This is a genomic window from Acinetobacter genomosp. 33YU (genome assembly GCF_001990725.1).
Taxonomy (GTDB): domain Bacteria; phylum Pseudomonadota; class Gammaproteobacteria; order Pseudomonadales; family Moraxellaceae; genus Acinetobacter; species Acinetobacter seifertii.
Genome location: NZ_LFZQ01000014.1, coordinates 17,567 through 42,601, shown reverse-complemented (window position 1 = coordinate 42,601; position 25,035 = coordinate 17,567). Strand labels below are relative to the sequence as shown.

Here is a 25,035-nt window from a genome sequence, read left to right as displayed (position 1 = left end):
GCAACGCTATGCTTGAAAGTGTTTCAATGTTTTAATCCAACATAACTTTCTATAGGCAATCACGGCAGCCATGAAATTTACAACTTATACAACTTTCTCTGAACAAACATCTAATGAATCTTTGTGGGTTTTAGTTGATTCAGAACAGCTACAAACCAACCTCAACACATATCAAATCAATAACATAGAAAACATTCTTACAGCGACTCAATTTAAAGCCAACTTCAACGAAACTTTGCCCTTGTTTGGTCAGCTTACTCATCAAGCTCATACCCAATTACTTGGTTTAGGAAAAGCAGCTGAACTTCAAGCAGTTAAGTTAGCAAAATTGGCACAAACCATTATCAAATCGACACAAAATAAATTTAAGCATATCGCAATTGATATTGCTGCGTTACCTGTCGAATACCATTATTTATTTGCATTAAGCTTAACTCAAGCAGCTTATGGTTATGATGAGTTTAAATCGAAAAAAAATGAATTTGTGTTACAACAAGTTGATTTAATTAGTTCACAAACCAATCTTGATGAAAACCAACTTGCTTTGGTACATGCCGTACAATCTGGTCAGTCTTATGCTCGTGACTTAGGAAACCGTCCAGGTAATATCTGTTTCCCTGAATATTTAGCTGAACAAGCATTAGCTTTAGCTGCAGAATTCCCAGACTTACTTAAAGTGACTGTCTTAAATGAGCAGCAAATGGCTGATTTAGGCATGTATGCATTCCTCGCTGTAAGTAAAGGATCTGAGCGTCCGGGTCGTATTGTTACTCTTGAATACCAAGCAAACCTTGAACAAGCCCCTGTTGTACTTGTAGGTAAAGGCGTTACTTTTGATACAGGTGGTATTTCTTTAAAACCAGGCCTTGGCATGGATGAAATGAAATTCGATATGTGTGGTGCAGCTTCTGTGCTTGGTACAATCCGCGCATTATGTGAAGCACGCCTTCCAATTCATGTGGTGGGCGCGATTGCTGCAGCAGAAAATATGCCTTCAGGTAAAGCAACTCGTCCGGGCGATATCGTAACGACCATGAGTGGTCAAACTGTTGAAATTTTAAACACCGATGCAGAAGGCCGTTTGGTTCTTTGCGATACGTTAACGTATATCAAACGCTTCAATCCGGCAGTAGTCATTGATATCGCAACTTTAACTGGTGCTTGTGTAGTAGCACTAGGTAAAGTGTTAAGCGGCTTATTCTCTCCTGACGATGCTTTAGCAACTGAACTTCAACAAGCGGGTGAGCAATCATTTGACCGTGTATGGCGTATGCCAGTGATTGATGACTATCAAGAACTACTAGACTCACCTTTTGCAGATATCGCCAACATTGGTGGTCCACATGGCGGTGCGATTACAGCAGCCTGCTTCCTTGAACGTTTCACACGTGATTATCGCTGGGCTCACTTAGATGTAGCCGGTACAGCTTGGTTATCAGGTGCAGCAAAAGGTGCAACTGGTCGTCCAGTACCGTTACTTATGCAATTCTTAGCCAACCGTGTAAATACGAATGGCTAAAGTTAGCTTTTATTTGTTTGAAACGAGTGAAGAACGGCAAGTCGATAGTGCTTGCCGTTTGTGCCGAAAGATTCTACTGAAGCACTCACAGATCTGGTGGTACTGCACAGATGTGCAGTTACAACAAACACTTGATGAAAAACTTTGGAGCTTTGATCCGACCAGCTTCATTGCTCATGGTATTGATCAGGCAGACGCAGCAGTATGTATTTCGGCTAAACAACCTACTGAACAGGGTTGGTTGGCATTTAATTTTAACAATCATGCACTTGAACAAGTGAATCATTTTAGCCACATTATAGAAATTGTTGAAAATAATGAAGCAGCCAAGCAAATTGGCCGAGAAAAATTTAAAATGTATCGTCGTTTGGGTATAGAACCTCGAACCTTTAAATTATAACGCGCTAAAATGTTGAGACTGTTGAGTAAAGGAGAACTGTGGTGGCATTAAATGTCGGGCAAGATTTTAAAAAAAGATGGTTAAATGCGCCTGAAGCTGTCCGTCATGCCTATCAACAGGATTTGGCACGTATTTGCGATTTATTAGAGCCTCAGACGCCTATTCAACTTTGGGTACTCAATGACGAGAAAGCCCAACTAGAGTCGCAGAAAAACATTGAACAAGCTTATGCAGACCTCAAAGCAGAGTTAATCGAACAAGCACGCATTCGCCGTCAGCTTGCTTTAGAAAAATCTCTTGCAGATAAGCGTGCAGTTGAAGCAGCCTATGCTGCTGAATTGCAAGCCGATGAAGTTCGTAAGTTTGATGAACAAACCCAAGCTCTACAAGCTTTCTGTATTCATTTAGAACAGGAAGTTGCTGAACAAACTGCGCGTTATCAAAAAAACCCTGAAACACCTGCTGTAGACTATTCTTCTGGTGTAAAACTTAGCATTACCGATGATCAAATCTTATCGGAGCTTGAAAGTTTACGAATTCGTTTAGAACTTGAAGCTGAAAACTTAATTGAACATTCTGTAACGGCTTTCCGTGCCAAACTAGAGGCGGCAGCTCAAGAAGAAATTGAATACATATTAAATAATTCTAAGTTTTCTGATGAAAAAATAGAAAAGTAAAATTTTAAAAACGCTCTTTGTCATCAAAATGACATTTAATTGTCACAAAATAGTCATGCATAATATTCTTTTAGTTCAAATAATTATTAGAATAATGCATGGTTATTTATCAAAATTAAAGAGAGTAAAAATGGACATTCCACATCAGATTTCAACGCAACTTGAGCAGCTTAATCAGGGTGATCAATGGACATTTTCAGCACAAGAACTTTATATGAGTCATAACGACTTTAATTCACTTTCTATTTTGCTGACACGAGCGTCAGAAAAAGGGCAATTTTCAATTACACGCACCCAGCATAATAAACCATGGGTTGGCACACATTCGGTTACTCTCACCAAGCATTAATTTTTTAAAATAAAAAAACCGGAACATATGTCCGGTTTTTTTATTTTGGCGATTTAAAATTTATTTTAAAAAACCATTTTCAGCTAAAAAAGCCATACTAATATTTGACTCAGTCTTCTGTTCAGCAGCTTTATCACCTAGCAATAAACGCTCGATATAACGCGCTAAGACATCTACCTCAAGGTTAACTTTGCTACCTACTTGCCACGTTCCAATATTGGTACGTTCTGCGGTATGCGGAATCAAATTCAAACTTAAAATATTACCGCGCAAATGGTTAATGGTTAAACTAATACCATCTACAGTTACAGAGCCTTTCTCTGCTAAATATTTAGCAAGTTCTACAGGTGCTGTCACTTCATAATAGACGGAACGAGCATCTTCACGCACTACGGTAATTTCACCTACACCATCAACGTGACCACTTACAATATGACCACCAAAACGAGTTGTTGGTAGCATCGCTTTTTCAACATTGACACGTTGACCAACTTTCCAGTTACCCAAAGTGGTACGGTTTAAACTTTCGCGAGACACATCAGCCGCATACCAGTTATCACCCCACTCAATAACGGTGAGACAGATTCCATTGGTTGCAATTGAGTCACCCAAATGTACATCCGACATATCCAAATCGGTTTGAATACGTAAACGCACATCGCCACCTACACTTTGCAGGCTTTCTACTTTACCTAAACTTTCAATAATGCCTGTAAACATGGCTCAATCTCCAAATCTTTCACACTGCTTAAGTTGCAGCGATTACCAAAGTGCAAGTTGCGTACTATTACCTGAAGTATCTACACCACCTAGCTCGGCAAAGTGGTAAAGCTGGCCTAACAATTGGCGTAACGGTGGTCCGGGTTTGGCATGTGTATCTGTAATCACAATAAACTCGAGCACGCGTGCACGTTCTGACTGACGTTGTTTACTTACGCGATAACGTGGAACATCTTGAGTCAATAAAGTGACTTTTCCGCGCTCCAGATTGGCCATAAGTAAATCCTTTGGCTCAATGTTACCATCGGTCGAATAGCTGGTCAGAATATAACGTGCATTGATAGTTGAAAGTAATTTTTCATACGCATCTTTTGCATGTTTAGAAGAGTTATATGGACTTGGACGCTCTTTACGCCACGCACGATCAATACCACTCTTATAACCTTTGGTATCTGGTGAAGGTAAATCAACCTGATCCCATAAAGTTAATGCATTTAAAACATGATAATTACTACTGTAAGCATGCTGGTTATATGGTGGGTCAAGATAGGCAACATCTACTTCAAAACCACTCATCTGATTTGCTAAATGTTGTGAATCTACACACCACATTTCAGCGGCTGGACGTTTACGATCACCAATCTCACAGAAACGGCTCGGTGTTAACCAAAGTAATGATTCAATACGCTCTAAAGCCGTTTGTGTGCGTCCGCCCCACCCTTGGTGAAAGCTTTTAAATACGCCACTTGTATTGCTCACAAAGCTAGCTGAATAGAGCAATGGTGCAAGTAAAGCACTCATCTCTACATCATTAATTGCACCTTGTGCCTGCCATGTTGCAATTTGCTGGCGAATCGCATCGATGCGCATACCATTACGGCGTTTAAAGAACAAACGGTCACGGGTTGGGTCGTATACATCATCGTTACGAGGACAAAGGTTATGTGTAACCCAACCCTTAACCTCAGGCAATCTATTTAAATAATCGATGGCTTTTTGATATCCGCCAAGCTCTTTAAAAGCAGGCGCATCGACACAGGCTAAAATCGCATGATTTAGGGCATGGCTATAAGGTTCCCAATCATTGGCAATGACACGGTAACCATTTTGACGTGCCAAACGAGATACCACACCACTACCCGCAAAAAAGTCGGCAAAAATCGGAGGATTCTTTTTCTTGCTGTTCAGCGTCCCTGTAATTTCTAGGGCTTCTAAAATCAAGTGGAGCAATCGGCGCTTGTTGCCCAAGTAGGGTACAAGCTGATGAAAAAGATATTCGTCGGTCGTGCGGGCTGCATGGCGACGTTTGTGGTAAACCGAAGGCTCTGAATTCATACTTTCTCTTGCGTAGGGATTAACCTTAAGCGTATATCTTGATCAAGTTGTACTACATCAAGAAGTTTAAAACGAAGTTGCTGCGCCATATATTCAAATTCTGCATTGAACATGGCTCTGGCACTTTGCCCCAATAAAGTCGGGGCAACATAACTAATCATTTCATCTACCAAACCTTCTTGTAAAAAGACGGTAGATAAAGTTGCGCCAGCTTCAACCAACACATCATAAATTTGGTATTGCTTAGATAAGGTCTGTAGTAGTGTTTTTAAAGGCTGAATTTCTAATTGTATCACGCCTAAGTCAGCGAATTCCTGACGATATGGCCCCATCACCATGACAGTTTCAGGATTTTCTAAAATTTTAGCGGTGAGCGGTAAGCGCCCTCTCCGATCTAGAATTACCCGTTTTGGTTGAGCAACTGTCTCGATATCAATATTATTGAGTGAGCGTACATTAAGCTGACAGTCATCAGCAATCACAGTATCAATACCTGTAATCACGGCACCTGAAATCGCACGCCAATGCTGCACATCTTGACGAGCAGCAGAACCCGTAATCCACTTTGACTCACCAGATGCCATTGCAGTCCGCCCATCCAAGCTAGAGGCAACTTTTAAACGTACATATGGCATGCCTGTAGACATCGCTTTTAAAAAGCCTTGATTAAGTTTGGCTGCTGAATCTTCACAAATACCGATTTCTACTTCAATACCAGCATTTTTTAAAATTTGAACACCTTTACCTGCAACAAGTGGGTTTGGATCGGGACATGCCACAACCACTTTTTTAACCTGCGCCTTCACGAGTGCCTCAGCACACGGAGGTGTTCGTCCATAATGAGCACATGGTTCAAGTGTTACATAAGCGGTTGCACCTTGTGCTTGCTCACCAGCTTCACGTAATGCAAAAACTTCAGCATGGGGTTGACCAGCTTTTGGGTGAAAGCCTTCACCAATGACCTGATTATCTTTGACAATCACGCACCCAACATTTGGATTAGGTTTTGTCGAATAAAGTCCTCGTTTAGCAAGTTCAATCGCTTGCTGCATCCAGTACTGATCTTGTTTCAACTCAGACATATACATCTCAAATGATTATTGCTCACGTTGTTGCATTTGCTCAATTTGACGACGAAATGCTTCAACATCCTGAAAGTCCTGATAAACCGAAGCAAAACGAACATAGGCAACGTGGTCAAGTGCAAATAAAGATTGCATGACAATTTCACCAATTGTTCTAGACTTAACATCACGCTCACCTAAACGGCGAATCTGCAATTGAATATCGCTTAGAACCGTTTCGATCTGCTCTTGTGTCACTGGACGCTTTTGTAAAGCATGCATAAGCGAACGACGTAGCTTCGCTTCATCGAACGGTTCATTTTTTCCATTCGATTTGATCACACGGGGCATCACCACTTCATAGCTTTCAAAAGTGGTAAAACGTTCACCGCAAACTACACACTCACGACGTCGACGAATCTGACAGCCTTCTGCGGCTAGCCGAGAATCGATGACTTTACTATCTGCGGCGTTGCAAAATGGACAATGCATAGCGGACTTAATATGGTCAATTACTTTGACCTAGTGTAGCAAAATTTCTACGCTTACTGAACCAGCATTCTATGAGACAAAAAAACAGCCTTGAGCCAGATCAAAGCATCGCTTTGATCACAGCTCAAGACTGTTTTTAATACAGCAGATATATTATGTATTATTCAATACGTTCGCCATGTTGGCTTAAATCCAGACCCATACGTTCATCATCGGCATTAACACGCAGACCAATCACCACGTCAATCACTTTAAGAATAATGAAGGTAACAATACCGCTATAAACCATAGTTGCAAGTACACCTTCAACTTGTACCCACAATTGACCAGCAAATGTTGGAGCTAAAGTTACACTAGCTGCTTTGATGATTTCATCACTGTAGAACACGCCAGTTAAAATCGCGCCGACAATACCACCTACTGCATGTAAACCAAAGGCATCCAATGCATCATCTGCTTTGAGTAAGCGTTTAAGTGCTGTAATACCCCAGAAGCAAACAACACCACCGATTAAGCCCATCACTAGAGCTCCGCCTACACCAACGAAACCAGCTGCTGGTGTAATCACAACCAAACCAGCCACAGCACCAGATGCACCACCTAATACAGAAGCTTTACCACGAATCATACGTTCTACAACTAACCAAGAGAACGCAGCAGCAGCGGCAGCAACTTGAGTTACTAAAATTGCCATACTTGCACGAGCGCCAGCGCCTAACGCACTACCACCGTTGAAGCCAAACCAACCCACCCAAAGCAAGCTTGCACCGATTACAGTTAAAGTTAGGTTATGCGGTGCCATAGATTCACGGCCAAGGCCAATACGTTTACCAAGCATGTAAGCTGCGACTAAACCTGCAACACCAGAGTTGATATGTACAACTGTACCACCAGCAAAATCTAACGCGCCTGCTTTAAATAACCAACCATCTGTTGCCCACACCCAGTGAGTAATTGGCGCATAAACTACGAGTACCCAAATTGTAATGAATGCCATAAAAGCTGAATACTTCATACGGTCAGCAATCGAACCACTCAAAATTGCGACAGTAATGATGGCAAAAGTCATTTGGAAAATAACAAACAAGCTTTCAGGAATTGTTCCACTTAGTGCATTAAAGCCTACGCCGTTGAGCATCGCTTTAGACAAGTCACCAAAGTATGCACCTGTGCCAGAGAACGCGAGTGAATAACCAGCAATCACCCAAATTAAACTTACCAAAATTGCAGCAGAAAGGCTGAACATCATGGTGCTTAAGACGTTTTTCTTACGGACCATACCGCCGTAGAACAATGCCAAGCCAGGAATCGTCATCAACAGAACCAAAGCTGTTGAAACTAAAATCCAAGATGTATCGCCTGTATCGAGTTTTGGTGTAGGTGCTGGAGCTGCCGGAGTTGCTGCGGCGGCTGGTGCTGCTGCAGTTGTTGCAGGAGCTGCAGATGTTGATGTTGCTGTAACCTCAGATGTCGGTGTTGTTACAGTCTCTTCTGCCCAAGCGGCAGTACCACCCAAAAGTGCGCCTGTTAGACTCAGCGCCATAAGCATTTTTTTCATTCGTGTCCCCCAACCTCATTTGCGAGCTATTTATTGCTCAGCAAGCTTTGTGCCAATTTAGACAGCATCTGGTCCTGTTTCACCCGTACGGATACGGATGACTTGTTCCAGATTAGTCACAAAAATCTTACCGTCGCCGATTTTCCCAGTACTTGCCACACGAGTAATTGACTCAATTACTGCGTCGACCATTTCATCGCTAATCGCAATTTCGATTTTTACTTTAGGTAAGAAATCAACCACATACTCCGCGCCGCGGTAAAGTTCTGTATGCCCTTTTTGACGACCAAAACCTTTAACTTCAGTTACGGTAATCCCTTGTACACCAATGTCAGAGAGTGCTTCTCGCACATCATCCAATTTAAACGGTTTTACAATTGCAGTTACAAGCTTCATGTTTGTTTCCTTCGGCTTCTTTTCACCAGTAAGGTTTTATGTTCAATTTTCATGCCAATATTTCAAAGGTTGGAGGAGATGAATCTTTTGCATGAGCTTTCTTTATAACCTATTTAGTTATCAAGATGTAGATGAGCTACTAAAAATAAAATGAATTTGCAGTCCTGTTTTTATTTCAATTTATTGTTATGCAATATCGGAAAGCCAAGAAGCCTATATCCGAGCTTCAAGCAGTGTTAAACTGACAAGCAAAGTGAATACAACAGTTTGGATATCTCATGTTAGAAACTCTATTACAGGCCATTTTGGAACAAATTGACGAGCCTAAAAAAGATTTAGAAAAAAATTTACGTGCATTATTAAATGAAACTGTCGAGAAATTAGACCTCGTGTCGAAACAAGAAATCGAAAGACAGAAAACCGCCCTCCATTTAGCCAACCAACGTTTAGAAGAGCTACAAAAACAAGTAAGTCTGTTAGAAGAAACTTTAAAGAATAAAAAATAAGCACCAACGTAGCGCACTTATACTTTACAACGATTAAAAATGAAGCACCATAATGGAACAATAAGATGTCTTTTTCTAAAATTTATACTCGGGGACTTTTAGGATTGCATGCACCTCTCATAGAAGTAGAGGTGCACGTGAGTCAAGGCTTACCTTCTCTAACGATTGTAGGGCTTGCTGAAGCAGCAGTTAGGGAGAGTAAGGACAGGGTTCGCTCAGCCATTATTAATAGTGGATTTCAGTTTCCGACTAAACGGCTGACTATTAATCTTGCTCCCGCAGATTTGCCCAAAGATGGTTCACGTTTAGATTTACCGATCGCATTAGGGATATTAATTGCCTCAGGTCAGCTTCCAGAGAACTGTACAGAAGACTTTGAATTTATTGGAGAGTTAGCCCTAGATGGTCATGTAAGACCAGTTTCAGGTGCTTTAACTTTGGCCATGGCATGTCAGCAAGCTCAGCATAAAATTGTTTTACCCCAAGATAATAGTCAGGATATTAGTCATTTACCAAATCTTGAGTGTTATCCAGTGAGCCATTTAAAAGAAGTTTGTGAACACTTTTTAGGTAATACCAAGCTATCTCAGGTGCAATCATCATCACGTTCAAATAACTTGCCGTATAAATTTGACCTTGCAGATGTAAAAGGTCAGCTACGCCCGCGCCGTGCACTAGAAATTGCTGCTGCGGGAGGGCATTCCCTGCTCTTTAAAGGACCACCGGGCACAGGTAAGACTTTACTCGCCTCACGCCTTCCTTCAATTTTACCGCCACTATCTACTCAAGAAACACTTGAAGTTGCTAGCATTTATTCTATCTCAAATACGCCCCATACTTTTGGACAGCGTCCTTTTCGTGCACCCCATCATACTGCATCCGCAATTGCACTAGTTGGGGGCGGCTCACACCCTAAACCGGGTGAAATTACCTTATCGCATTTAGGTGTTCTATTCTTAGATGAATTGCCCGAGTTTGATCGCAAAGTATTAGAAGTCTTACGCCAGCCGCTCGAGTCAAAAGAAATTATTATTTCTCGTGCAGCCCGGCAAATTACTTATCCTGCAAACTTTCAGCTCATTGCAGCGATGAACCCTTGCCCATGTGGTTACGCATTTAATCAAGACAGTCGTTGTCAGTGTTCACCCGAGAGTATTAAACGTTATCAGAACCGTATATCAGGCCCGTTACTTGACCGCATCGATTTACATATTGATGTGCCACCTTTAAAAGCTCAGGAACTGCAAGACCCAACGCCTGCTGAAGATTCTACAACTGTGCGACAACGTGTGATTTATGCTTATGAACAACAAATGCAAAGACAAGATTGTTTGAATCAGGCGCTTTCACCAAAACAACTTGAGCAATATGCTGTCCTTGATAGTACTTCACAGCGAATGATTGAAATGGCTCAGCAACGTTTAAATTTATCGGCTCGTGCTTATCATCGTGTTTTACGAGTCGCGCGAACTATTGCTGATTTAGCACAAAGTGAGATGATTCAAAGTCCTCATCTTACAGAAGCACTCTCTTATCGAGGTAATCATTCTTAAGATAAAATAGCGGATCGTGTATCCGCTTTTTTAATATGTATATAAGTTGTTCCTTAAAGAATTTATTAAAGCCTATATAAAAAGGCAAAAAAGAGGACGCTATGAAAATTTTGGCTATCTCGGGTAGTGCAAGAAAAGTATCTACCAATACAGCGCTATTAAAAGCAATGAAGGATATAGCACCGTCCAGTATTGAGTTTTCAGTTTTCGATCAAATTAATAGTCTTCCTATCTTTTCTCCAGATAATGAAGGAGAAAAAACGCCTACTGTAGTGGAAGATTTCATCAAATCTGTTTCTGACGCAGATGGAATTATTATTTCAAGTCCTGAATATATTCGTTGTATTCCGGGCGGTCTTAAAAATGCAATTGATTGGATGGTTTCCCGTACCGAAATTATAGACAAGCCGATTATTTTAGTTCATGCATCTAGTCGCGGTGACGACATGCTAGTTTCTTTAAGAAGAGTACTTTCGACAGTGAGCAGCAACTTTTTTGAAGATTTATTTTTACGCTTCTCTCTTCTCAGTAAATCTCCCGAACAAATTTTTGAAATGCTACATACTGAAGAATATAAGTCACAAATCACACCGTTCCTGCTTAGCTTTGTCTCAGAGATTCAAAAGTATAAAGACCAATTAGAGTGAGCTTTCTTAAAATGAAATAACAGATTATGAGTTCACTGTTCTTTTATTAAGAATCTCATTTAGCTTCTCGATTAGAGAAGTAATTTCTTTCTCTGATAAAGCGGCAAAACCCAAGCGAATACAACGATTAGAAGACTCGTTTTGTTTAAACTTATGCTCTGTATCAATGTTAAGATCTTTTAACTGTATAAGCTGATCTTGAGTAAATGGTTTCTGGAATTTCGCCCATAAGGCCATTCCACCCGCGGGTCGTTGTATATGAACACGCTCTGCAAAAATTCGCTGAAACTCAGCTAAGGCATGGTCACGGCGTAGTTGATATATTTTTTTCATTTTGCGAATGTGCCTTTTTATTTCACCTCGCTGCATTAAATCTGCTAAAGCAAGTTCCGTAATGTTATTGCCTTGCCGATCAATCAATAAAATATCTTCAGTAATCGATTGAATGATTGGTGAAGATGCCACGATGTAACCCAAACGAATACCCGGTGCAAAAACTTTAGACAATGAACCCACATGAATAATCAATTCAGAATGAGGCAAACTTGCTAAGGGCGGCATAGGTCGACTGTCATAGTGAAATTCATGGTCATAGTCATCTTCAATAATATAAAAGCCCCATTTTTTTGAAAGCTCTAAGAGTTGAAGACGACGACTCATTGGCATGGTAACGGTTGTAGGGTACTGATGATGTGGCGTTGTATAAATGGCAGCAACCGAGTGTTCTTTTAAAATTCGTTCTAGATCTTCAATAATAATACCCTGTTCATCTAGTTTGACAGAAACTAACTGAAAGCCATTTGATTGGAATGCTTTAACAGCGGATGGGTAGTAAAGCTCTTCAACGACAATAACACCCTGCCGATTAGGTAATGCCCGAGAGGCAAGAAAAATTCCCATCTGGCTACCACGTACAATACAAATCTCATCTTCAGCAACATTCATAAAACGTTCCATCGATAGCATTTGTTGTAAGGCTTGTCTTAACTCAATCATACCTCGTGGGTCACCATATCCCATGTACTGGTTTTGGGTAATCTTAATCAGTGCATGCCGATAGGCTCGTGAAAATAGTTCGTAGGGAATAAGCCTCGGATCTGGTACACCATCGTTATGTGGATATAAAGCAACTTCTTGAATAGTTGGCTTCTCATTAACTTTCCGCTCAGATACTGACTCTATTTGGAGTTGTTTGTCTGGCAAAACATCTGCCACAAATGTGCCTTTTCGGGGGCGAGTCACAAGCCATCCTTGTGCTTCTAATTCTTCATAGACCGCTTGTACCGTTTTCCGATTAATTCCTAGTTCTTTTGACAAGCTACGAGACCCCGGCAACATAGTCCCCTGCCCTAAACGGCCACTTAAAATTTCCTGACTAATCAAGTTGGTCAGTTTTAGAAAAACCGTCTTTTCTTCTCTTTCATCGATACGAAAATGTACTTGCCAAGGTCTTAGCATATTTGCCCCATCTGGACCATATAACTTATTAAAACTGGATGTATTGATTCATCCAGTTGTTTTCTATTCTGCCTTCACCTACTTAATTTGGTCAACTGGACTGGAGAAGAGATGAAGACTGCTTCTGTAAATAAACAAGACCTGATGCAACACGCACAGCAAGACATGCAAAAGTGGATTAGCGACTCAGATTTAACTGACCGCCAAAAGCTTGCACTCACTTGTCGTATTTTATTTGACCATGGCCATGATGCTGGTTTGGCAGGTCAAATTACCTGCCGTAGTGAAAATAAAGAAACCTTTATTACCCAACGTTTCGGTTTAGGTTTTGATGAAATTACTGCTTCAAACTTACTTGAAGTGAACCAAGATTTAGAACCCATCCATCAAGAAGGAATGGCAAACCCAGCTAACCGTTTTCACACGTGGATTTATAAAGAACACCCAGAGGTGAACTGCATTATCCATACACATCCTACGCATGTAGCGGCTCTTTCCATGCTTCAAATTCCGCTCACGATTTCTCAAATGGATGTCTGTGCACTTTACGAAGATTGCTCATTTGTAGGCCACTGGCCGGGTGTTCCTGTGGGCAATGAAGAAGGTATTTTGATCTCTTCTGCTTTGGGTAAAAACCGCGCTGTTTTGTTATCTCACCACGGTCAACTGGTCACAGGAAAAACCATTGAAGAAGCTTGCAACTTGGCACTTTTAATTGAACGCGCAGCTCAACTGCAACTTTTAGCCATGTCGGCCGGGCAAATTCAGCCGATCCCACACGATTTAGCTACAGAAGCTCATGACTGGGTATCTACCGATAAACGTAACAAAGTGAACTTTGCTTACTACGCACGTAAAGCTTTGAAAAAACATTCTGACTGTATTTAAAAAGAGACTTCGACCATGAAACTAAACGGCATTATTGGCTACCCTGTTACGCCATTTTCTGATGACAACACCATTAACATTCCTGTTTTAAAACAAATGCTCGACTTGCTTATTGAAAACGGCTGCGATGCGATTGCACCTCTAGGCAGTACAGGTGAAAGCGCTTATCTTGAATGGGATGAGTGGTGTTTAGTCGCGAAAACTTCTATTGAAAGTATTAATAAACGCTTACCTGTCATTATTGGAATTTCAGAACTCACCACCGATCAAGCCATCAAAAAGGCACAAGTCGCGCAAAGCTATGGTGCAGATGCACTTATGGTGATTCCTGTATCGTACTGGAAGCTAACAGACCAAGAGATTTTTGAATATTATCAAGCGATTGCACAAGCAACGACTTTACCGATTATGATTTATAACAACCCTGCAACGAGTGGTGTTGATATGTCTCCAGAATTAATCGTGCGCATGTTTAACAACATTGCAAATATTACGATGGTGAAAGAAAGTAGCGGTGATATTCAGCGCATGCATAAAATTCAGGAACTCTCAAAAGGTGAACTTCCATTTTATAACGGCTGTAACCCTCTAGCTTTAGAAGCTTTATGTGCAGGAGCAAGCGGTTGGTGTACAGCAGTACCGAACTTATTAGGCCAACGACCTCAACAGCTCATTGAATATGTAAAAAATAGTGATTTAAGTCAGGCACAAAAGTCATTTTACCAACAACTTCCTTTACTCCGTTTTATTGTAAATGGTGGTTTACCCAAAACGATTAAAGCAGGCTTAGAACTAAAAGGTGTCTCTGCAGGCTCACCACGTAAACCTTTATCGAAGGCCACAAATACTGAGCTTAACCATTTAAAACAAATACTTTCTGAAATAGAAAACTAATAAAAAAAGCGGGTACATAACCCGCTTTTTTACAGCATAAACTTAGAAAGTTTTAGTTAAACTAAATACTAAGCCAGCGTCGTAAAGTTTTTTCTGAGCATCAGTCATACCAGAAGTACTGACATCAGTACCCACTACGTCTAACTCAGCCAAAACACCTAAAATATTACGGTTGATACCAACTTTGTAATCGATATAACTATCATCTGTTCCAGGACCACCCGCAACTACAGCTAAAGCTTCTTTATTTTTAAATTTGTTATAGCCAACTGATGCAAGTCCAGTAAATCCAGTGTTTGCAATTGGTGCAGAATAACCAACGTTAAAATACCAGAACTGTTTAGAGTTTGCCCAATAGTCATTTGAATAGTTGACGCCTACACTGAGTGCATCACCTTTAAGTAAAGAATCAGCAAACGTTAATTTACCGTAAACTTCATTAAAATCTAATCCGTTTTTACCATCATAACCGACACCATTACGGTCAAAACTATGACCCGAACCAATGTAACCATAATGAATTACACCAACATCATAAGTAGGTGCAAGCTTATCGGATAACTTTAAAGTATTGGTATAACCCAAAGCCACATCTGTTTCAGTTGAGTTACCTGTTACGCCAAAATCAACACTTGAGCCCCAAAGCGATAAATAAGCCCCTGATTTATGAGAAAAAGTGAAACCGCCTTGAATGGCAGGGTTATTTGAAGATTGGGTAACACCACGGAAGCGATAGTCTGTGGTCGCTGCTACACTTCCAGTTGTCGTGATGCCGTAAAAAGATGATGGAGCATTTTCAGCCATAACCATGGTTGAACCTGCCGTGAGTACGCCGAATGCTACTGCTTTAAGTGCAAATTTCATCATTTTGATCTCCCCCACAATGAACGCACGATTTAATTGAATTAAACAAATTTTGTTACTTAAGCTTTAGCAATTGCTGTGCCAAGTCCATATTTGATATCGCTGCGCTGCATCAGTTTTGAAATCAAATTCTTTTTAAAATGAAAATATCGCCTAACGCCCATAGAAATATATTTATAAAAAACAATGTAATAAAATAAAATTATTACAAAACTAAAAATGTTCAACATAGAAAAACCCCTTGTCGGAAATTATTACCGAGGTTGGAAGTATTCATTTTATGCACGTAAATTTTCTATTTAGATTTAAAGACCAGATATAAAAAGTATGTAAATTATTGAAGGCGATCCTAGTAATGTTCTGTGAGTGAGCATATTTGGTTAATTTATTTCTTTATTTATTTGTGAGTTAAAGTCAATGAACTATTTTGGGTCTTTTTTAAGCGATAATATAAACAAAAAGAGTACTGCACAGAATTTACGCAAAATATCGCACTAATTTTGATCAGCTCAATTAAATTGTATTGGCTTTTTATAACAACCTATTCTTAATATATTGCACTTTTAAAATAACGTTACATTGTAACACTTCAAATAGTGTTTAAAATGAATCGTCGAAAAAATCAACTTAAAGCAAGGTTAAAAAGTAAACATATCTAGCAAAAAAGAGCAAAAAACGAACACAAGAATCAACTATTTTTTAAAGTTTGAATATAAAATAAATGGTAAAAATCAACTAAAAAATAAATTACTTTTTTTATTTTAAACAATACATTAAGTATAAAACACTATGAGTAAATTTACTAAACATCTAGTACCACATTAATCAATTTCTGCATAGCATATATAAAATAAAATCAACAAAAATATATCTTTTTTATAGATTACTTATACAATTGATGGAAATCCTAGGCCCTGAATTATAACAAGGCACAGGATTTATCGTTTTTATGAGGTTCTTTAAATATGCTAAATGCACAAAAACTTACATTAGCAGTTCTCATTTCTGCGGCAATAATTTCCTCAGCTCAGGCAAGCGAGCAAAGTGAGGCAAAAGGATTTGTTGAAGATGCGAACGGTTCTATTCTCTTCCGTACAGGTTATCTAACTCGCGACAAGAAACAAGGCGCGAAAGATACTAGCTCAGTTGCTCAATCGGCAATTGTAAATCTTGAATCTGGCTTTACCCCTGGTATCGTTGGTTTCGGTGTTGGCGTTGTTGGTGATGGTTCATTTAAAATCGGTGAAAATAAAAATGCCGGCAACCAAATGATTCCTAAAAACAATGATGGTTCAGCTTATGACCATTGGGGTCGTGGTGGCGGTAGCGTTAAAGCTCGTTTCTCAAATACAACTGTACGCTACGGTACTCAAGTACTTGATTTACCAGTTTTAGCAAGTAACACTGGCCGTATGGTTCCTGAATATTTTACAGGTACTTTATTAACAAGCCATGAAATCAAAAATCTTGAATTAGTTGCTGGTAAATTCACTAAAGACCAAATGTCTGACCAAATCAATACTGATGCTGATGTAAACGGCAGAGGCCTTGATCGTGCAATCGTTTGGGGTGGTAAATATAAGTTCAATGATAACTTAAATGCCTCTTACTATGGTTTAGACAGCAAAAATGCGCTTGAACGCCATTATGCTAATGTGAACTTTAAACAGCCTTTAACAAATGGCAGCTCATTAACTTATGACTTCAGTGGCTACCACACTAAGTTTGATGCTAATGCACATACTTATTCAGCAACTGGAACAGTAGCACCTAATTATGGTGACACTGGTGTAGCTGGCGAAGAAAAAACCAACAACATTTGGGCATTCTCTACCACTTATAACACTGGTCCACACAGTGTTATGCTTGCTTACCAACAAAACACTGGTAATGTTGGTTATGACTATGGTCAAAATGCTGACGGCTTCCAAAGTATTTATTTACCAAACTCTTATATGTCTGATTTCATCGGTAACCACGAGAAATCTGCACAAATTCAATACAACGTTGATTTCGGTAAATTAGGTGTATTACCTGGTTTGAACTGGACAACTGCATTTGTATACGGTTGGGACATCAAAGTTCGCAATGTAACTGACGATGCTCAAGAGCGCGAATTCTTCAACCAAGTAAAATACACAGTTCAAAGTGGTTTTGCTAAAGATGCAAGTCTTCGTGTCCGTAACTCTTATTACCGTGCGAGCGATGCTTATCAAGGTGCGTACATCGGTGATACAAACGAATGGCGTATCTTCCTTGATATTCCTGTGAAATTATTCTAATTCATAGATCTATCAAGCATAAAAAAACCTACCTGTCTACAGGTAGGTTTTTTATTGAGCCTAGAATATCAATTAAGACACTCTAGGCTCATAAAATCAGAGTTTATTTAGCAGCTTCGATAGCTTTCAATACTTCAGCTTTAGCAACGTCAGCACCTTCCCAACCGCTGATTTTTACCCATTTGCCAGGTTCTAAATCTTTGTAGTGGCTGAAGAAATGCTCAACTTGACTAATTAACAATGGAGGAAGATCTGTATATTCCTTCACGTCTTTGTAAAGTGGAGATAATTTCTCGTGTGGAACTGCGATTAATTTCGCGTCGATACCACCGTCATCTTCCATGTTTAATTTACCCACTGGACGGCAACGAATTACAGAACCAGCAGCAACAGGATGTGGAGTTACAACAAGTACGTCTAATGGATCACCATCTTCAGACAAAGTATTTGGTACATAACCATAGTTTGCTGGATAGAACATTGCTGTACCCATGAAACGGTCTACAAACAATGCATCAGAATCTTTGTCAATTTCATATTTAATTGGCGCTGCATTTGCAGGAATTTCAATGATGACATAGATGTCATTTGGGGCATCTTTACCTGCTGGGATATTGCTGTAACTCATATCAATACTCTTTCGTTATGAAGTCAGATGTAAAATCCACTCGATTATAACGTGGATATCATCAAAATGATGCCGATTATACAATGCGCACACGTGAAAGTTGATATGAATGGTGACAGAATGACACTCAAGTCAGCTTAATTGTCACGATCAACAAAAATATTGGACATAATAATGATAAAAACCAGACAATCGAACGTAAAGTTGCCCAATTACATAAATAACAGATGCCATAAATGATACGTAAAATAATATATGCCCAACCCAATCTCAAAATAAAGTATTCAGGCACCACCATATATTCAGCCATCAAAATAGCTGTTAAAAATAAAGGTAAACTTTCAAAACTGTTTTGTTGTACTGCATTTGCCCGAGCAGCGATACCCTTTGTATTAGCAAGAAAATCTCTTGGGTTCTGATTATCGACGGGTTGAAAACCGCCTTTAAATTTTGCAATTACGGTAAATGCGTATGGCAGCAAACATGCCACTAAAATAATATAGATAATGCTGCTGATGCCGTGCATAGTGCCATCCATCACTGAAAATACTGTTGATCATGCTATCATAACTGATCGTTTTTACCTGAAATTTTATGCAATCGCATGTCATCACTGATTTATAGGGCTATGTATGCAACAACCTGATCAAAAAGAATTGTTTGATGTCTTAGAAAAGCAAAAGAAGAATCAGCTTCAGGTAGACTTCATATTTAAAATTGTATTACCTATCGTCGCTTTTTTACTGAGTGTAATTTGTGCAAATTTAAATTGGCAATCGACACTAGGTACCTTTGTGATTTTAACGATTGCCTTTATTGCTGTAGGTATTAAAAGGCTTACCTTATGGCATTGGCTGATTGTAATTAGCTTATATTGCCTCGCAGATAATTACCTGAGTTATGGTCAGCTTGATTTAACTCACCTGCGTTTACAACTAGGCACTATGCTTGTTTTTGTAGGTATGGTTGGAATCGGTCGCCCTTATGTAGACCGCTGGTTTATGAAAAACCGTTAATAATAAAAAAGCGCCCTATGGCGCTTTTTTATTATTCAAGAATTATGCAGGCTTACGTAGATCTTTACGTAAAATTTTACCTACATTTGATTTTGGTAATTCATCCATAAACTCAACATAACGAGGGCGTTTGTAGCCTGTTAAGTTTTCTTTAGCAAAGTTCAAAATTTCTTCAGTTGTTAAACTTGGATCTTTTTTCACAATAAAGAGTTTTGGCACTTCACCTGATTTTTCATCTGGAACACCAATTGCTGCAACTTCCAATACTTTTGGATGTTTAGCAATAACTTCTTCAATTTCACTCGGATAAACGTTAAAGCCAGAAACCAAAATCATATCTTTTTTACGGTCTACAATTTTTGTATATCCGCGGCTGTCCATAATACCAATATCACCAGTACGGAAGAAGCCATCGGCTGTCATCACTTTAGCGGTCTCATCTGGACGGTTCCAATATCCTTTCATGACCTGAGGACCACGGATTGAGATTTCACCTTGTTCACCTAAAGGTACTTCTTTTCCATCATCATCCAAAATTGCAACATCGGTTAATGGTAATGGAATACCAATCGTACCGCTAAATTCAGTCGATGTCGGTGGATTCGCAGTTGCTACTGGCGAAGTTTCTGATAAACCATAACCTTCGATAATGGTTGTACCCGTAATTTTCTTCCAAGCTTCTGCTGTAGAAGGTAAAACTGCCATACCACCGCCCATCGCCATTTTTAAGTTGCTATGGTCGAGTTGCTTAAACTCTTCATTATTGACTAAAGCATTAAATAATGTATTTACTGCTGGGAAAAATGATGGTTGATATTTGCGCAACTCATTAATTACGGCAGGTAAATCACGAGGGTTTGGAATTAAGATATTTGCCTGTCCTTTGTACATACCGTACATCGCACAAACCATGAATGCAAAAATATGATAAAGCGGTAATGCACAAACAATACGGTCGCCTTTCGCCCCATCATTTGCACCAAATTTACTTTGGAAAATACCATCACACTGTAAAAGGTTAGCAACCAAATTACGGTGAGTCAGCTCAGCACCCTTTGAAACGCCCGTTGTACCACCCGTATATTGAAGCACGGCTGTATCGCTTAAAGTTAAATTCGGACGTTTGTAATTGCTTGGATTTTCTTTATTTAATGCGCTATTAAATTTAACATGGCCCGGAATGTTCCAAGCTGGAATTTGTTTACGCACTTTACGCAAAACAAAATTGACTAAAGTACCCTTAAGTGTACCCAACATGTCTCCAACAGAAGCAACTACAACATGCTTGACTGGAGTTTTACCTAGAATACTTTGGTAAACGCTTGCAAAGTTCTCAATAATGACAAGAACTTCAGCACCTGAGTCATTTAACTGATGCTCAAGTTCACGTGCAGTATATAGCGGGTTAACATTCACTAAAATTAAACCAGCACGGAAAACCGCCAAAGCCACTACAGGATACTGCAATACGTTTGGCATCATTACTGCCACGCGAGTTCCTTTTGCTAACCCCAAATTTTGCAAATAGGTCGCGAATTTACGGCTTGCAAGCTCCAACTCGTTAAATGACATGGCTTTATCCATAAAGATAAAGGCATCACGAGAACCAAATTTCTGGAAATTACGCTCAAAAATATCAACAATTGAGGTATTTTCTGCAGGCAATGCTACTGTTTCTGGTATCCCTGTCTTTTGGTATTCTGCAAACCAAATCTTTTCCATAATGCCATTATCTCCGATTCGTAATCCTTAGTAATAACTGTTATTCAATGCCCCAGCTATTCTTTAGCTTCTTGGTGCCAGAACATATTTAAAACTTATTGGCACATTCATGACACTTTCGAACAAGATTATGAGACAGAAGTTTTGACAATTTGTCCCTGTCAAATTTTTTGCATGGAGTACAAATTACGTACTCCAAATTGCTGCCCTTTTAATCATTATTCAATACCAACAAGTTCAGTTCATTGCTTGAACTTGTTGCCATATATAGCGTATTTATGTTGCCAGACGCTAGCTTTATCTCTGAATCAACAGTTTATTTGCTTTTTGATATCCACGTGGTAAGAGCTGACCTTTCGAAGCACGTTTACCCATGTATTTTTGTAGATCATCACCTTTTAATTTCAGATGTTGTTGACCTGCAACCACCTGAATTATTTCATCTAGGTTCAAGGTTGTCATGGATAAAATCTGCTCTTTCGCTTCAAGTTGTATCAACTTATTACCTTTACCTTTATTTAAATTTGGTAATTCTGCCAAATCTAAAATTAACAAACGCCCTGCTGAGCTGAGCACAGCCAAATGTGTCATGTTTTGTGCAGAGATAAGCGGTAAAGCTTTTGCCTTATCAGGCACTGTTAAGAATGTCTTGCCAGCTTTGGCATTTGTATCTAACTGTTTAACTTGAGTTTTAAAACCATAACCCGCTGAACTTGCAGCAATTAGTTCAGATTCATCATCATCTAAATAAGCCTGAATAAACGCTACCCCACTTGCTGGAGATAGTTTCGAACTTAATGGATCACCTAAGCCTCTGGCTGAAGGTAAACTACTAATTGGTAAGGCATAACTACGCCCTGTTTCATCAAGGAAGTAAACTCGTTGATTGGTTTTACCTACTGCATGGCTTAAATATTGATCCCCTGCACGGTAGTTTAGGTTTTCAGCATCAACATCTGCGCCTTTTGCTGCACGAACCCAACCCGCTTCCGATAAAACGACTGTTACCGCTTCAGCTGGCATTAAATCTTGTTCTTTAATTTGAACAGCTTCAGCACGTGCAACAATTGGAGAACGGCGTTCGTCACCAAACTTTTTCGCGTCTTCTTTTAGTTCGCCAATAATCAGATTTTTCAAAGATTCAGGATTTTCCAATTGTTCACGAATAATGGCAGCTTTTTCAGCAAGCTCATCTTGTTCGTGACGGATTTCCATCTCTTCAAGCTTTGCCAAATGGCGTAATTTCAGCTCTAAAATCGCTTCTGCTTGTATTTCATCAATATTGAAATGTTCCATCAATACTGGCTTAGGCTGATCTTCTTCACGAATAATACGAATAACAGTATCAATATCAAGATAAGCAATTAATAAACCTGCCAAAATATGCAGGCGCTTTTCAATACGATTTAAATGATATTGCAAACGGCGAGTTACCGTTTTCTTACGAATTTCGATCCATTCAAGCAAGATACGGCGAATCGATTTAACTTGAGGACGACCATCTTCACCAATCATGTTCAAATTGACACGATAGCTTGACTCTAAATCAGTGGTCGCAAATAAGTGGCTCATCACTGCTTCCGCATCAATACGGTTAGAACGCAGCACAATCACGAGTCGTGTTGGGTTCTCATGATCAGACTCATCACGTATATCTACCACCAATGGTAGCTTTTTAGCCTGCATCTGGTCGGCAATTTGAGTAATCACTTTAGAGCCAGATACTTGATACGGTAACTCGGTAATCACGATTTCATGCTTTTCAACGGTATAAACCGCACGCATGCGATAACTACCACGACCAGTTGTCTGGATTTTAAGCAACTCTTCTGGCGGAGTAATAATTTCAGCTTTGGTTGGTAAGTCTGGAGCTGGAATATATTCAGCTAATTTTTCATCTGAAGTTTGTGGGTTACGAATTAAGGCAATCGTTCCTTTAATCACTTCACGTAAATTATGCGGTGGAATATCGGTTGCCATACCTACAGCAATACCAGTTGTACCATTGAGTAGAATATTAGGAATACGCGCTGGCAACGTAATGGGTTCTTTTAATGAACCATCAAAGTTATCTTGCCATTCAGTTGTGCCCTGACCTAACTCATTTAATAACAACTCACTGTAAGCCGAAAGTTTGGCTTCTGTATAACGCATTGCAGCAAATGACTTAGGATCATCTGGTGCTCCCCAGTTACCTTGACCTTCGATTAAGGGATAACGATAACTAAAAGGCTGAGCCATTAATACCATGGCTTCATAACAAGCCGAGTCACCATGTGGATGGTATTTACCAAGTACATCACCCACTGTACGCGCTGATTTTTTAGGCTTACCACTATTTTTTAAGCCTAGTTCGCTCATCGCATAGACAATACGGCGCTGTACAGGCTTTAAGCCATCACTGATATGCGGCAATGCACGGTCCATAATGACGTACATGGCATAATTCAAGTAAGCCTGTTCAGTAAATTCGGCTACAGAGCGGTTTTCTGTCGCATGATGCGCAAGGCTGGTCATAGTCAGCTTATCTTCCAAATCAGTCGTTATTTTAAGTGTGTATTATGCTAAGTGGGCTATGTTACAGACACAAGAGGGACTCTGTCACCTGAGCGTCAAATTATGTCTTATCTCTCTATATTTTTAGTTACTTGCTATAAAGTTAGGCAAAACTATAGCCCGATCGACTCTAGTCTTTTACCTTGAGTCTCTTCACCTAATATCAAAATAACCAAGGCTACAGCAAGTAAAACAAGAGTAAACATCATAAAAACGTGATTAAACCCGTTTGTAGCGACCATCATATGAGTCACGACGATTGGCGCGACAATGCCACCAATACGCCCCATTGCCGATGCCCAACCCGAACCAAAGGCACGGATATTGGCCGGATATTGTTCTGGTGTATAGGTATATAACACTCCCCATGCACCCAAATTAAAGAATGACATGAGACAACCCCAAAACATAATGCTATTTACGCTGTCGGCTTGTCCAAAGAAATATGCAGATAAGGCACAAAAACCGATAAATGCCGCGAGCGTAATTTTTCGACCTAAACGTTCAACAAACCAAGCAGCCGCTAAGTAGCCAGGTAGTTGCGCCAAAATCATAAGCAATACATATTCAAATGACTTAACAACATCGTAGCCTTGTTTTACCAATAAACTTGGTAACCAAGTAAAGATCCCATAATAGGAATACACAATTCCAAACCAGATGAGCCAGAGCATTAAACTTCTACGAGCAAATTGACCACTCCAGAGCTGTTTAAATGAAACTTTTTGTCGCATCGCCACAGGCACGACTTCAATATGATGAACAATTTGCACGCATGCTTCGGCTTCTAGTTTTTGTACCAGTGCATGCGCCTCTTCAATACGACCACGGTTAATCAGGTAAGGTATCGACTCAGGGACTTTTTTCCAAATCACTAAAATATAAAGAAGTGGTAGGCCGCCCATAAGAAAGGCAATATGCCAGCCAAATTTAGGAATAATAAAATAAGAAATGAGCGCTGCAACCAGCCACCCTAGTCCCCAAAAGCTTTCAAGCAGAACAATAAATCGGCCACGAACATGAGCTGGAACATATTCACTGACCAGTGTGACTGCTACAGGTAACTGACCACCTAGTCCAAGACCAACAATAAACCGAAAAATTAATAGCCACTTTAGATCGGGGGCAAAAGCACATAAAGCTGTAGCAATACTATAAATGGCCATCGTGATCGCAAATACCGTTTTACGGCCAAAACGATCTGCCAAGGCACCAGAACAAACTGCCCCGATAGCCATGCCTACAAAGCCAATACTGACAATCCAACCGCTTTCAGCTGGTGTTAATGACCAGTCTTTAACAAGGGTTGTCATAATAAAAGCAATAATGCCGGTATCCATCGCATCAAACATCCATCCCAGCCCTACTACCCATAAAAGCGTGTAGTGAAATTTGCCAATTGGAAGATTTTGTATACGTGAAACCAGATCCATAGGATTAACTCTACTGGAAAGATTAAGTGAGCAAGACCATATATATAGAATTGTTATATCATGCCCACATCAAGTTCT

General features: G+C 39.8%; 24 protein-coding genes. 11 read left to right on the top strand and 13 right to left on the bottom strand.

The genetic code is table 11. The annotated features are described in order from the left end of the window. Nucleotides 1–70: 70 nt before the first annotated feature. The 4 genes from AC056_RS17045 to AC056_RS17030 all read left to right on the top strand — a co-directional run bounded on the left by AC056_RS17045 (nucleotide 71) and on the right by AC056_RS17030 (nucleotide 2,945). Nucleotides 71–1,519 (top strand): leucyl aminopeptidase, encoded by a 1,449-nt coding sequence (locus tag AC056_RS17045; RefSeq protein WP_077164311.1) that lies wholly within the window; start codon nucleotides 71–73, stop codon nucleotides 1,517–1,519. Further along, nucleotides 1,512–1,919: a DNA polymerase III subunit chi gene (locus AC056_RS17040; protein ID WP_004699269.1), complete on the top strand. Its 408-nt coding sequence runs from the start codon at nucleotides 1,512–1,514 to the stop codon at nucleotides 1,917–1,919. Before AC056_RS17045 ends, AC056_RS17040 begins: the two co-directional genes overlap by 8 nt. Before the next feature lie 38 nt (nucleotides 1,920–1,957). Continuing rightward, entirely contained in the window at nucleotides 1,958–2,596 is a 639-nt protein-coding gene (locus AC056_RS17035; RefSeq protein WP_077164310.1) for a hypothetical protein, read from the top strand. A gap of 130 nt (nucleotides 2,597–2,726) precedes the next feature. Continuing rightward, a complete protein-coding gene (locus AC056_RS17030) occupies nucleotides 2,727–2,945 on the top strand; it encodes a hypothetical protein (protein WP_077164309.1) in 219 nt (72 codons plus the stop codon). Nucleotides 2,946–3,005: 60 nt separating this feature from the next. Here the strand turns inward: AC056_RS17030 and AC056_RS17025 are convergent, their stop codons facing one another. The 6 genes from AC056_RS17025 to glnK all read right to left on the bottom strand — a co-directional run bounded on the left by AC056_RS17025 (nucleotide 3,006) and on the right by glnK (nucleotide 8,510). Further along, nucleotides 3,006–3,665: a riboflavin synthase gene (locus AC056_RS17025; RefSeq protein WP_004699272.1), complete on the bottom strand. Its 660-nt coding sequence runs from the start codon at nucleotides 3,663–3,665 to the stop codon at nucleotides 3,006–3,008. A 42-nt stretch (nucleotides 3,666–3,707) separates the two neighbouring features. Then, nucleotides 3,708–5,000 (bottom strand): DNA adenine methylase, encoded by a 1,293-nt coding sequence (locus AC056_RS17020; protein WP_004699273.1) that lies wholly within the window; start codon nucleotides 4,998–5,000, stop codon nucleotides 3,708–3,710. Then, nucleotides 4,997–6,082 carry a bifunctional diaminohydroxyphosphoribosylaminopyrimidine deaminase/5-amino-6-(5-phosphoribosylamino)uracil reductase RibD gene (gene ribD / locus AC056_RS17015; protein ID WP_077164308.1) on the bottom strand — a complete coding sequence of 362 codons (1,086 nt, stop codon included), beginning with the start codon at nucleotides 6,080–6,082 and terminating at the stop codon, nucleotides 4,997–4,999. Before ribD ends, AC056_RS17020 begins: the two co-directional genes overlap by 4 nt. Before the next feature lie 15 nt (nucleotides 6,083–6,097). Further along, nucleotides 6,098–6,556 (bottom strand): transcriptional regulator NrdR, encoded by a 459-nt coding sequence (gene nrdR, locus AC056_RS17010; RefSeq protein ID WP_004699275.1) that lies wholly within the window; start codon nucleotides 6,554–6,556, stop codon nucleotides 6,098–6,100. Nucleotides 6,557–6,716: 160 nt separating this feature from the next. Continuing rightward, entirely contained in the window at nucleotides 6,717–8,114 is a 1,398-nt protein-coding gene (locus AC056_RS17005) for an ammonium transporter (RefSeq protein ID WP_019456996.1), read from the bottom strand. Nucleotides 8,115–8,171: 57 nt separating this feature from the next. Then, nucleotides 8,172–8,510: a P-II family nitrogen regulator gene (gene glnK, locus AC056_RS17000; protein ID WP_000780326.1), complete on the bottom strand. Its 339-nt coding sequence runs from the start codon at nucleotides 8,508–8,510 to the stop codon at nucleotides 8,172–8,174. 278 nt (nucleotides 8,511–8,788) lie between these two features. Between glnK and AC056_RS16995 the strand changes: the two genes are divergently transcribed. The 3 genes from AC056_RS16995 to AC056_RS16985 all read left to right on the top strand — a co-directional run bounded on the left by AC056_RS16995 (nucleotide 8,789) and on the right by AC056_RS16985 (nucleotide 11,216). Continuing rightward, nucleotides 8,789–9,016, top strand: a complete 228-nt coding sequence (locus tag AC056_RS16995) for an accessory factor UbiK family protein (RefSeq protein ID WP_002048939.1) — start codon at nucleotides 8,789–8,791, stop codon at nucleotides 9,014–9,016. Between the two features lie 65 nt (nucleotides 9,017–9,081). Then, complete coding sequence (locus AC056_RS16990; protein ID WP_077164307.1) at nucleotides 9,082–10,569, top strand: YifB family Mg chelatase-like AAA ATPase; 1,488 nt, start codon at nucleotides 9,082–9,084, stop codon at nucleotides 10,567–10,569. Between the two features lie 101 nt (nucleotides 10,570–10,670). Then, on the top strand, nucleotides 10,671–11,216 hold the full coding sequence (locus tag AC056_RS16985) for an NADPH-dependent FMN reductase (RefSeq protein WP_049066808.1): 546 nt from the start codon (nucleotides 10,671–10,673) through the stop codon (nucleotides 11,214–11,216). A gap of 24 nt (nucleotides 11,217–11,240) precedes the next feature. Here the strand turns inward: AC056_RS16985 and AC056_RS16980 are convergent, their stop codons facing one another. Continuing rightward, nucleotides 11,241–12,674 (bottom strand): PLP-dependent aminotransferase family protein, encoded by a 1,434-nt coding sequence (locus AC056_RS16980; RefSeq protein ID WP_077164306.1) that lies wholly within the window; start codon nucleotides 12,672–12,674, stop codon nucleotides 11,241–11,243. A 111-nt stretch (nucleotides 12,675–12,785) separates the two neighbouring features. On the opposite strand from AC056_RS16980, the gene AC056_RS16975 reads away from it, so the two are divergent. Both AC056_RS16975 and AC056_RS16970 read left to right on the top strand, forming a co-directional pair. After that, nucleotides 12,786–13,562, top strand: coding sequence for an aldolase (locus tag AC056_RS16975; protein ID WP_077164305.1), 777 nt, complete (start codon nucleotides 12,786–12,788; stop codon nucleotides 13,560–13,562). 15 nt (nucleotides 13,563–13,577) lie between these two features. Beyond that, nucleotides 13,578–14,456, top strand: coding sequence for a dihydrodipicolinate synthase family protein (locus tag AC056_RS16970; RefSeq protein WP_077164304.1), 879 nt, complete (start codon nucleotides 13,578–13,580; stop codon nucleotides 14,454–14,456). A gap of 42 nt (nucleotides 14,457–14,498) precedes the next feature. On the opposite strand, the gene AC056_RS16965 is transcribed toward AC056_RS16970, so the two are convergent. After that, nucleotides 14,499–15,323: a TorF family putative porin gene (locus AC056_RS16965; protein WP_004699283.1), complete on the bottom strand. Its 825-nt coding sequence runs from the start codon at nucleotides 15,321–15,323 to the stop codon at nucleotides 14,499–14,501. A gap of 962 nt (nucleotides 15,324–16,285) precedes the next feature. On the opposite strand from AC056_RS16965, the gene AC056_RS16955 reads away from it, so the two are divergent. Next, a complete protein-coding gene (locus tag AC056_RS16955; RefSeq protein WP_039254264.1) occupies nucleotides 16,286–17,602 on the top strand; it encodes an OprD family outer membrane porin in 1,317 nt (438 codons plus the stop codon). A gap of 103 nt (nucleotides 17,603–17,705) precedes the next feature. On the opposite strand, the gene ppa is transcribed toward AC056_RS16955, so the two are convergent. Both ppa and AC056_RS16945 read right to left on the bottom strand, forming a co-directional pair. Continuing rightward, nucleotides 17,706–18,230 carry an inorganic diphosphatase gene (gene ppa, locus AC056_RS16950; protein ID WP_002121243.1) on the bottom strand — a complete coding sequence of 175 codons (525 nt, stop codon included), beginning with the start codon at nucleotides 18,228–18,230 and terminating at the stop codon, nucleotides 17,706–17,708. 127 nt (nucleotides 18,231–18,357) lie between these two features. Beyond that, nucleotides 18,358–18,756 (bottom strand): MAPEG family protein, encoded by a 399-nt coding sequence (locus AC056_RS16945; protein ID WP_039254267.1) that lies wholly within the window; start codon nucleotides 18,754–18,756, stop codon nucleotides 18,358–18,360. A gap of 106 nt (nucleotides 18,757–18,862) precedes the next feature. Between AC056_RS16945 and AC056_RS16940 the strand changes: the two genes are divergently transcribed. Then, nucleotides 18,863–19,246 carry a hypothetical protein gene (locus tag AC056_RS16940; protein ID WP_039254269.1) on the top strand — a complete coding sequence of 128 codons (384 nt, stop codon included), beginning with the start codon at nucleotides 18,863–18,865 and terminating at the stop codon, nucleotides 19,244–19,246. 42 nt (nucleotides 19,247–19,288) lie between these two features. On the opposite strand, the gene AC056_RS16935 is transcribed toward AC056_RS16940, so the two are convergent. The 3 genes from AC056_RS16935 to AC056_RS16925 all read right to left on the bottom strand — a co-directional run bounded on the left by AC056_RS16935 (nucleotide 19,289) and on the right by AC056_RS16925 (nucleotide 24,957). Further along, nucleotides 19,289–20,968 (bottom strand): long-chain-fatty-acid--CoA ligase, encoded by a 1,680-nt coding sequence (locus AC056_RS16935; RefSeq protein ID WP_004699291.1) that lies wholly within the window; start codon nucleotides 20,966–20,968, stop codon nucleotides 19,289–19,291. Nucleotides 20,969–21,265: 297 nt separating this feature from the next. Then, nucleotides 21,266–23,485 carry a DNA topoisomerase IV subunit A gene (parC, locus tag AC056_RS16930; protein ID WP_049066816.1) on the bottom strand — a complete coding sequence of 740 codons (2,220 nt, stop codon included), beginning with the start codon at nucleotides 23,483–23,485 and terminating at the stop codon, nucleotides 21,266–21,268. A 152-nt stretch (nucleotides 23,486–23,637) separates the two neighbouring features. Beyond that, a complete protein-coding gene (locus AC056_RS16925) occupies nucleotides 23,638–24,957 on the bottom strand; it encodes an MFS transporter (RefSeq protein ID WP_077164300.1) in 1,320 nt (439 codons plus the stop codon). Nucleotides 24,958–25,035 lie beyond the last annotated feature (78 nt).

Bases quoted from the DNA above. Each gene is read 5' to 3' on its own strand.
- AC056_RS16945 (WP_039254267.1), bottom strand. From the start codon at position 18,756: ATGCACGGCATCAGCAGCATTATCTATATTATTTTAGTGGCATGTTTG.
- AC056_RS16955 (WP_039254264.1), top strand. From the start codon at position 16,286: ATGCTAAATGCACAAAAACTTACATTAGCAGTTCTCATTTCTGCGGCA.
- AC056_RS16940 (WP_039254269.1), top strand. From the start codon at position 18,863: ATGCAACAACCTGATCAAAAAGAATTGTTTGATGTCTTAGAAAAGCAA.
- AC056_RS17030 (WP_077164309.1), top strand. From the start codon at position 2,727: ATGGACATTCCACATCAGATTTCAACGCAACTTGAGCAGCTTAATCAG.
- glnK (WP_000780326.1), bottom strand. From the start codon at position 8,510: ATGAAGCTTGTAACTGCAATTGTAAAACCGTTTAAATTGGATGATGTG.
- AC056_RS16975 (WP_077164305.1), top strand. From the start codon at position 12,786: ATGAAGACTGCTTCTGTAAATAAACAAGACCTGATGCAACACGCACAG.
- AC056_RS17040 (WP_004699269.1), top strand. From the start codon at position 1,512: ATGGCTAAAGTTAGCTTTTATTTGTTTGAAACGAGTGAAGAACGGCAA.
- AC056_RS16990 (WP_077164307.1), top strand. From the start codon at position 9,082: ATGTCTTTTTCTAAAATTTATACTCGGGGACTTTTAGGATTGCATGCA.
- AC056_RS16965 (WP_004699283.1), bottom strand. From the start codon at position 15,323: ATGATGAAATTTGCACTTAAAGCAGTAGCATTCGGCGTACTCACGGCA.
- ppa (WP_002121243.1), bottom strand. From the start codon at position 18,230: ATGAGTTACAGCAATATCCCAGCAGGTAAAGATGCCCCAAATGACATC.
- parC (WP_049066816.1), bottom strand. From the start codon at position 23,485: ATGACCAGCCTTGCGCATCATGCGACAGAAAACCGCTCTGTAGCCGAA.
- AC056_RS16995 (WP_002048939.1), top strand. From the start codon at position 8,789: ATGTTAGAAACTCTATTACAGGCCATTTTGGAACAAATTGACGAGCCT.
- AC056_RS17005 (WP_019456996.1), bottom strand. From the start codon at position 8,114: ATGAAAAAAATGCTTATGGCGCTGAGTCTAACAGGCGCACTTTTGGGT.
- ribD (WP_077164308.1), bottom strand. From the start codon at position 6,082: ATGTCTGAGTTGAAACAAGATCAGTACTGGATGCAGCAAGCGATTGAA.
- AC056_RS17020 (WP_004699273.1), bottom strand. From the start codon at position 5,000: ATGAATTCAGAGCCTTCGGTTTACCACAAACGTCGCCATGCAGCCCGC.
- AC056_RS17025 (WP_004699272.1), bottom strand. From the start codon at position 3,665: ATGTTTACAGGCATTATTGAAAGTTTAGGTAAAGTAGAAAGCCTGCAA.
- AC056_RS16985 (WP_049066808.1), top strand. From the start codon at position 10,671: ATGAAAATTTTGGCTATCTCGGGTAGTGCAAGAAAAGTATCTACCAAT.
- AC056_RS17045 (WP_077164311.1), top strand. From the start codon at position 71: ATGAAATTTACAACTTATACAACTTTCTCTGAACAAACATCTAATGAA.
- AC056_RS16970 (WP_077164304.1), top strand. From the start codon at position 13,578: ATGAAACTAAACGGCATTATTGGCTACCCTGTTACGCCATTTTCTGAT.
- AC056_RS16935 (WP_004699291.1), bottom strand. From the start codon at position 20,968: ATGGAAAAGATTTGGTTTGCAGAATACCAAAAGACAGGGATACCAGAA.
- AC056_RS16980 (WP_077164306.1), bottom strand. From the start codon at position 12,674: ATGCTAAGACCTTGGCAAGTACATTTTCGTATCGATGAAAGAGAAGAA.
- nrdR (WP_004699275.1), bottom strand. From the start codon at position 6,556: ATGCATTGTCCATTTTGCAACGCCGCAGATAGTAAAGTCATCGATTCT.
- AC056_RS16925 (WP_077164300.1), bottom strand. From the start codon at position 24,957: ATGGATCTGGTTTCACGTATACAAAATCTTCCAATTGGCAAATTTCAC.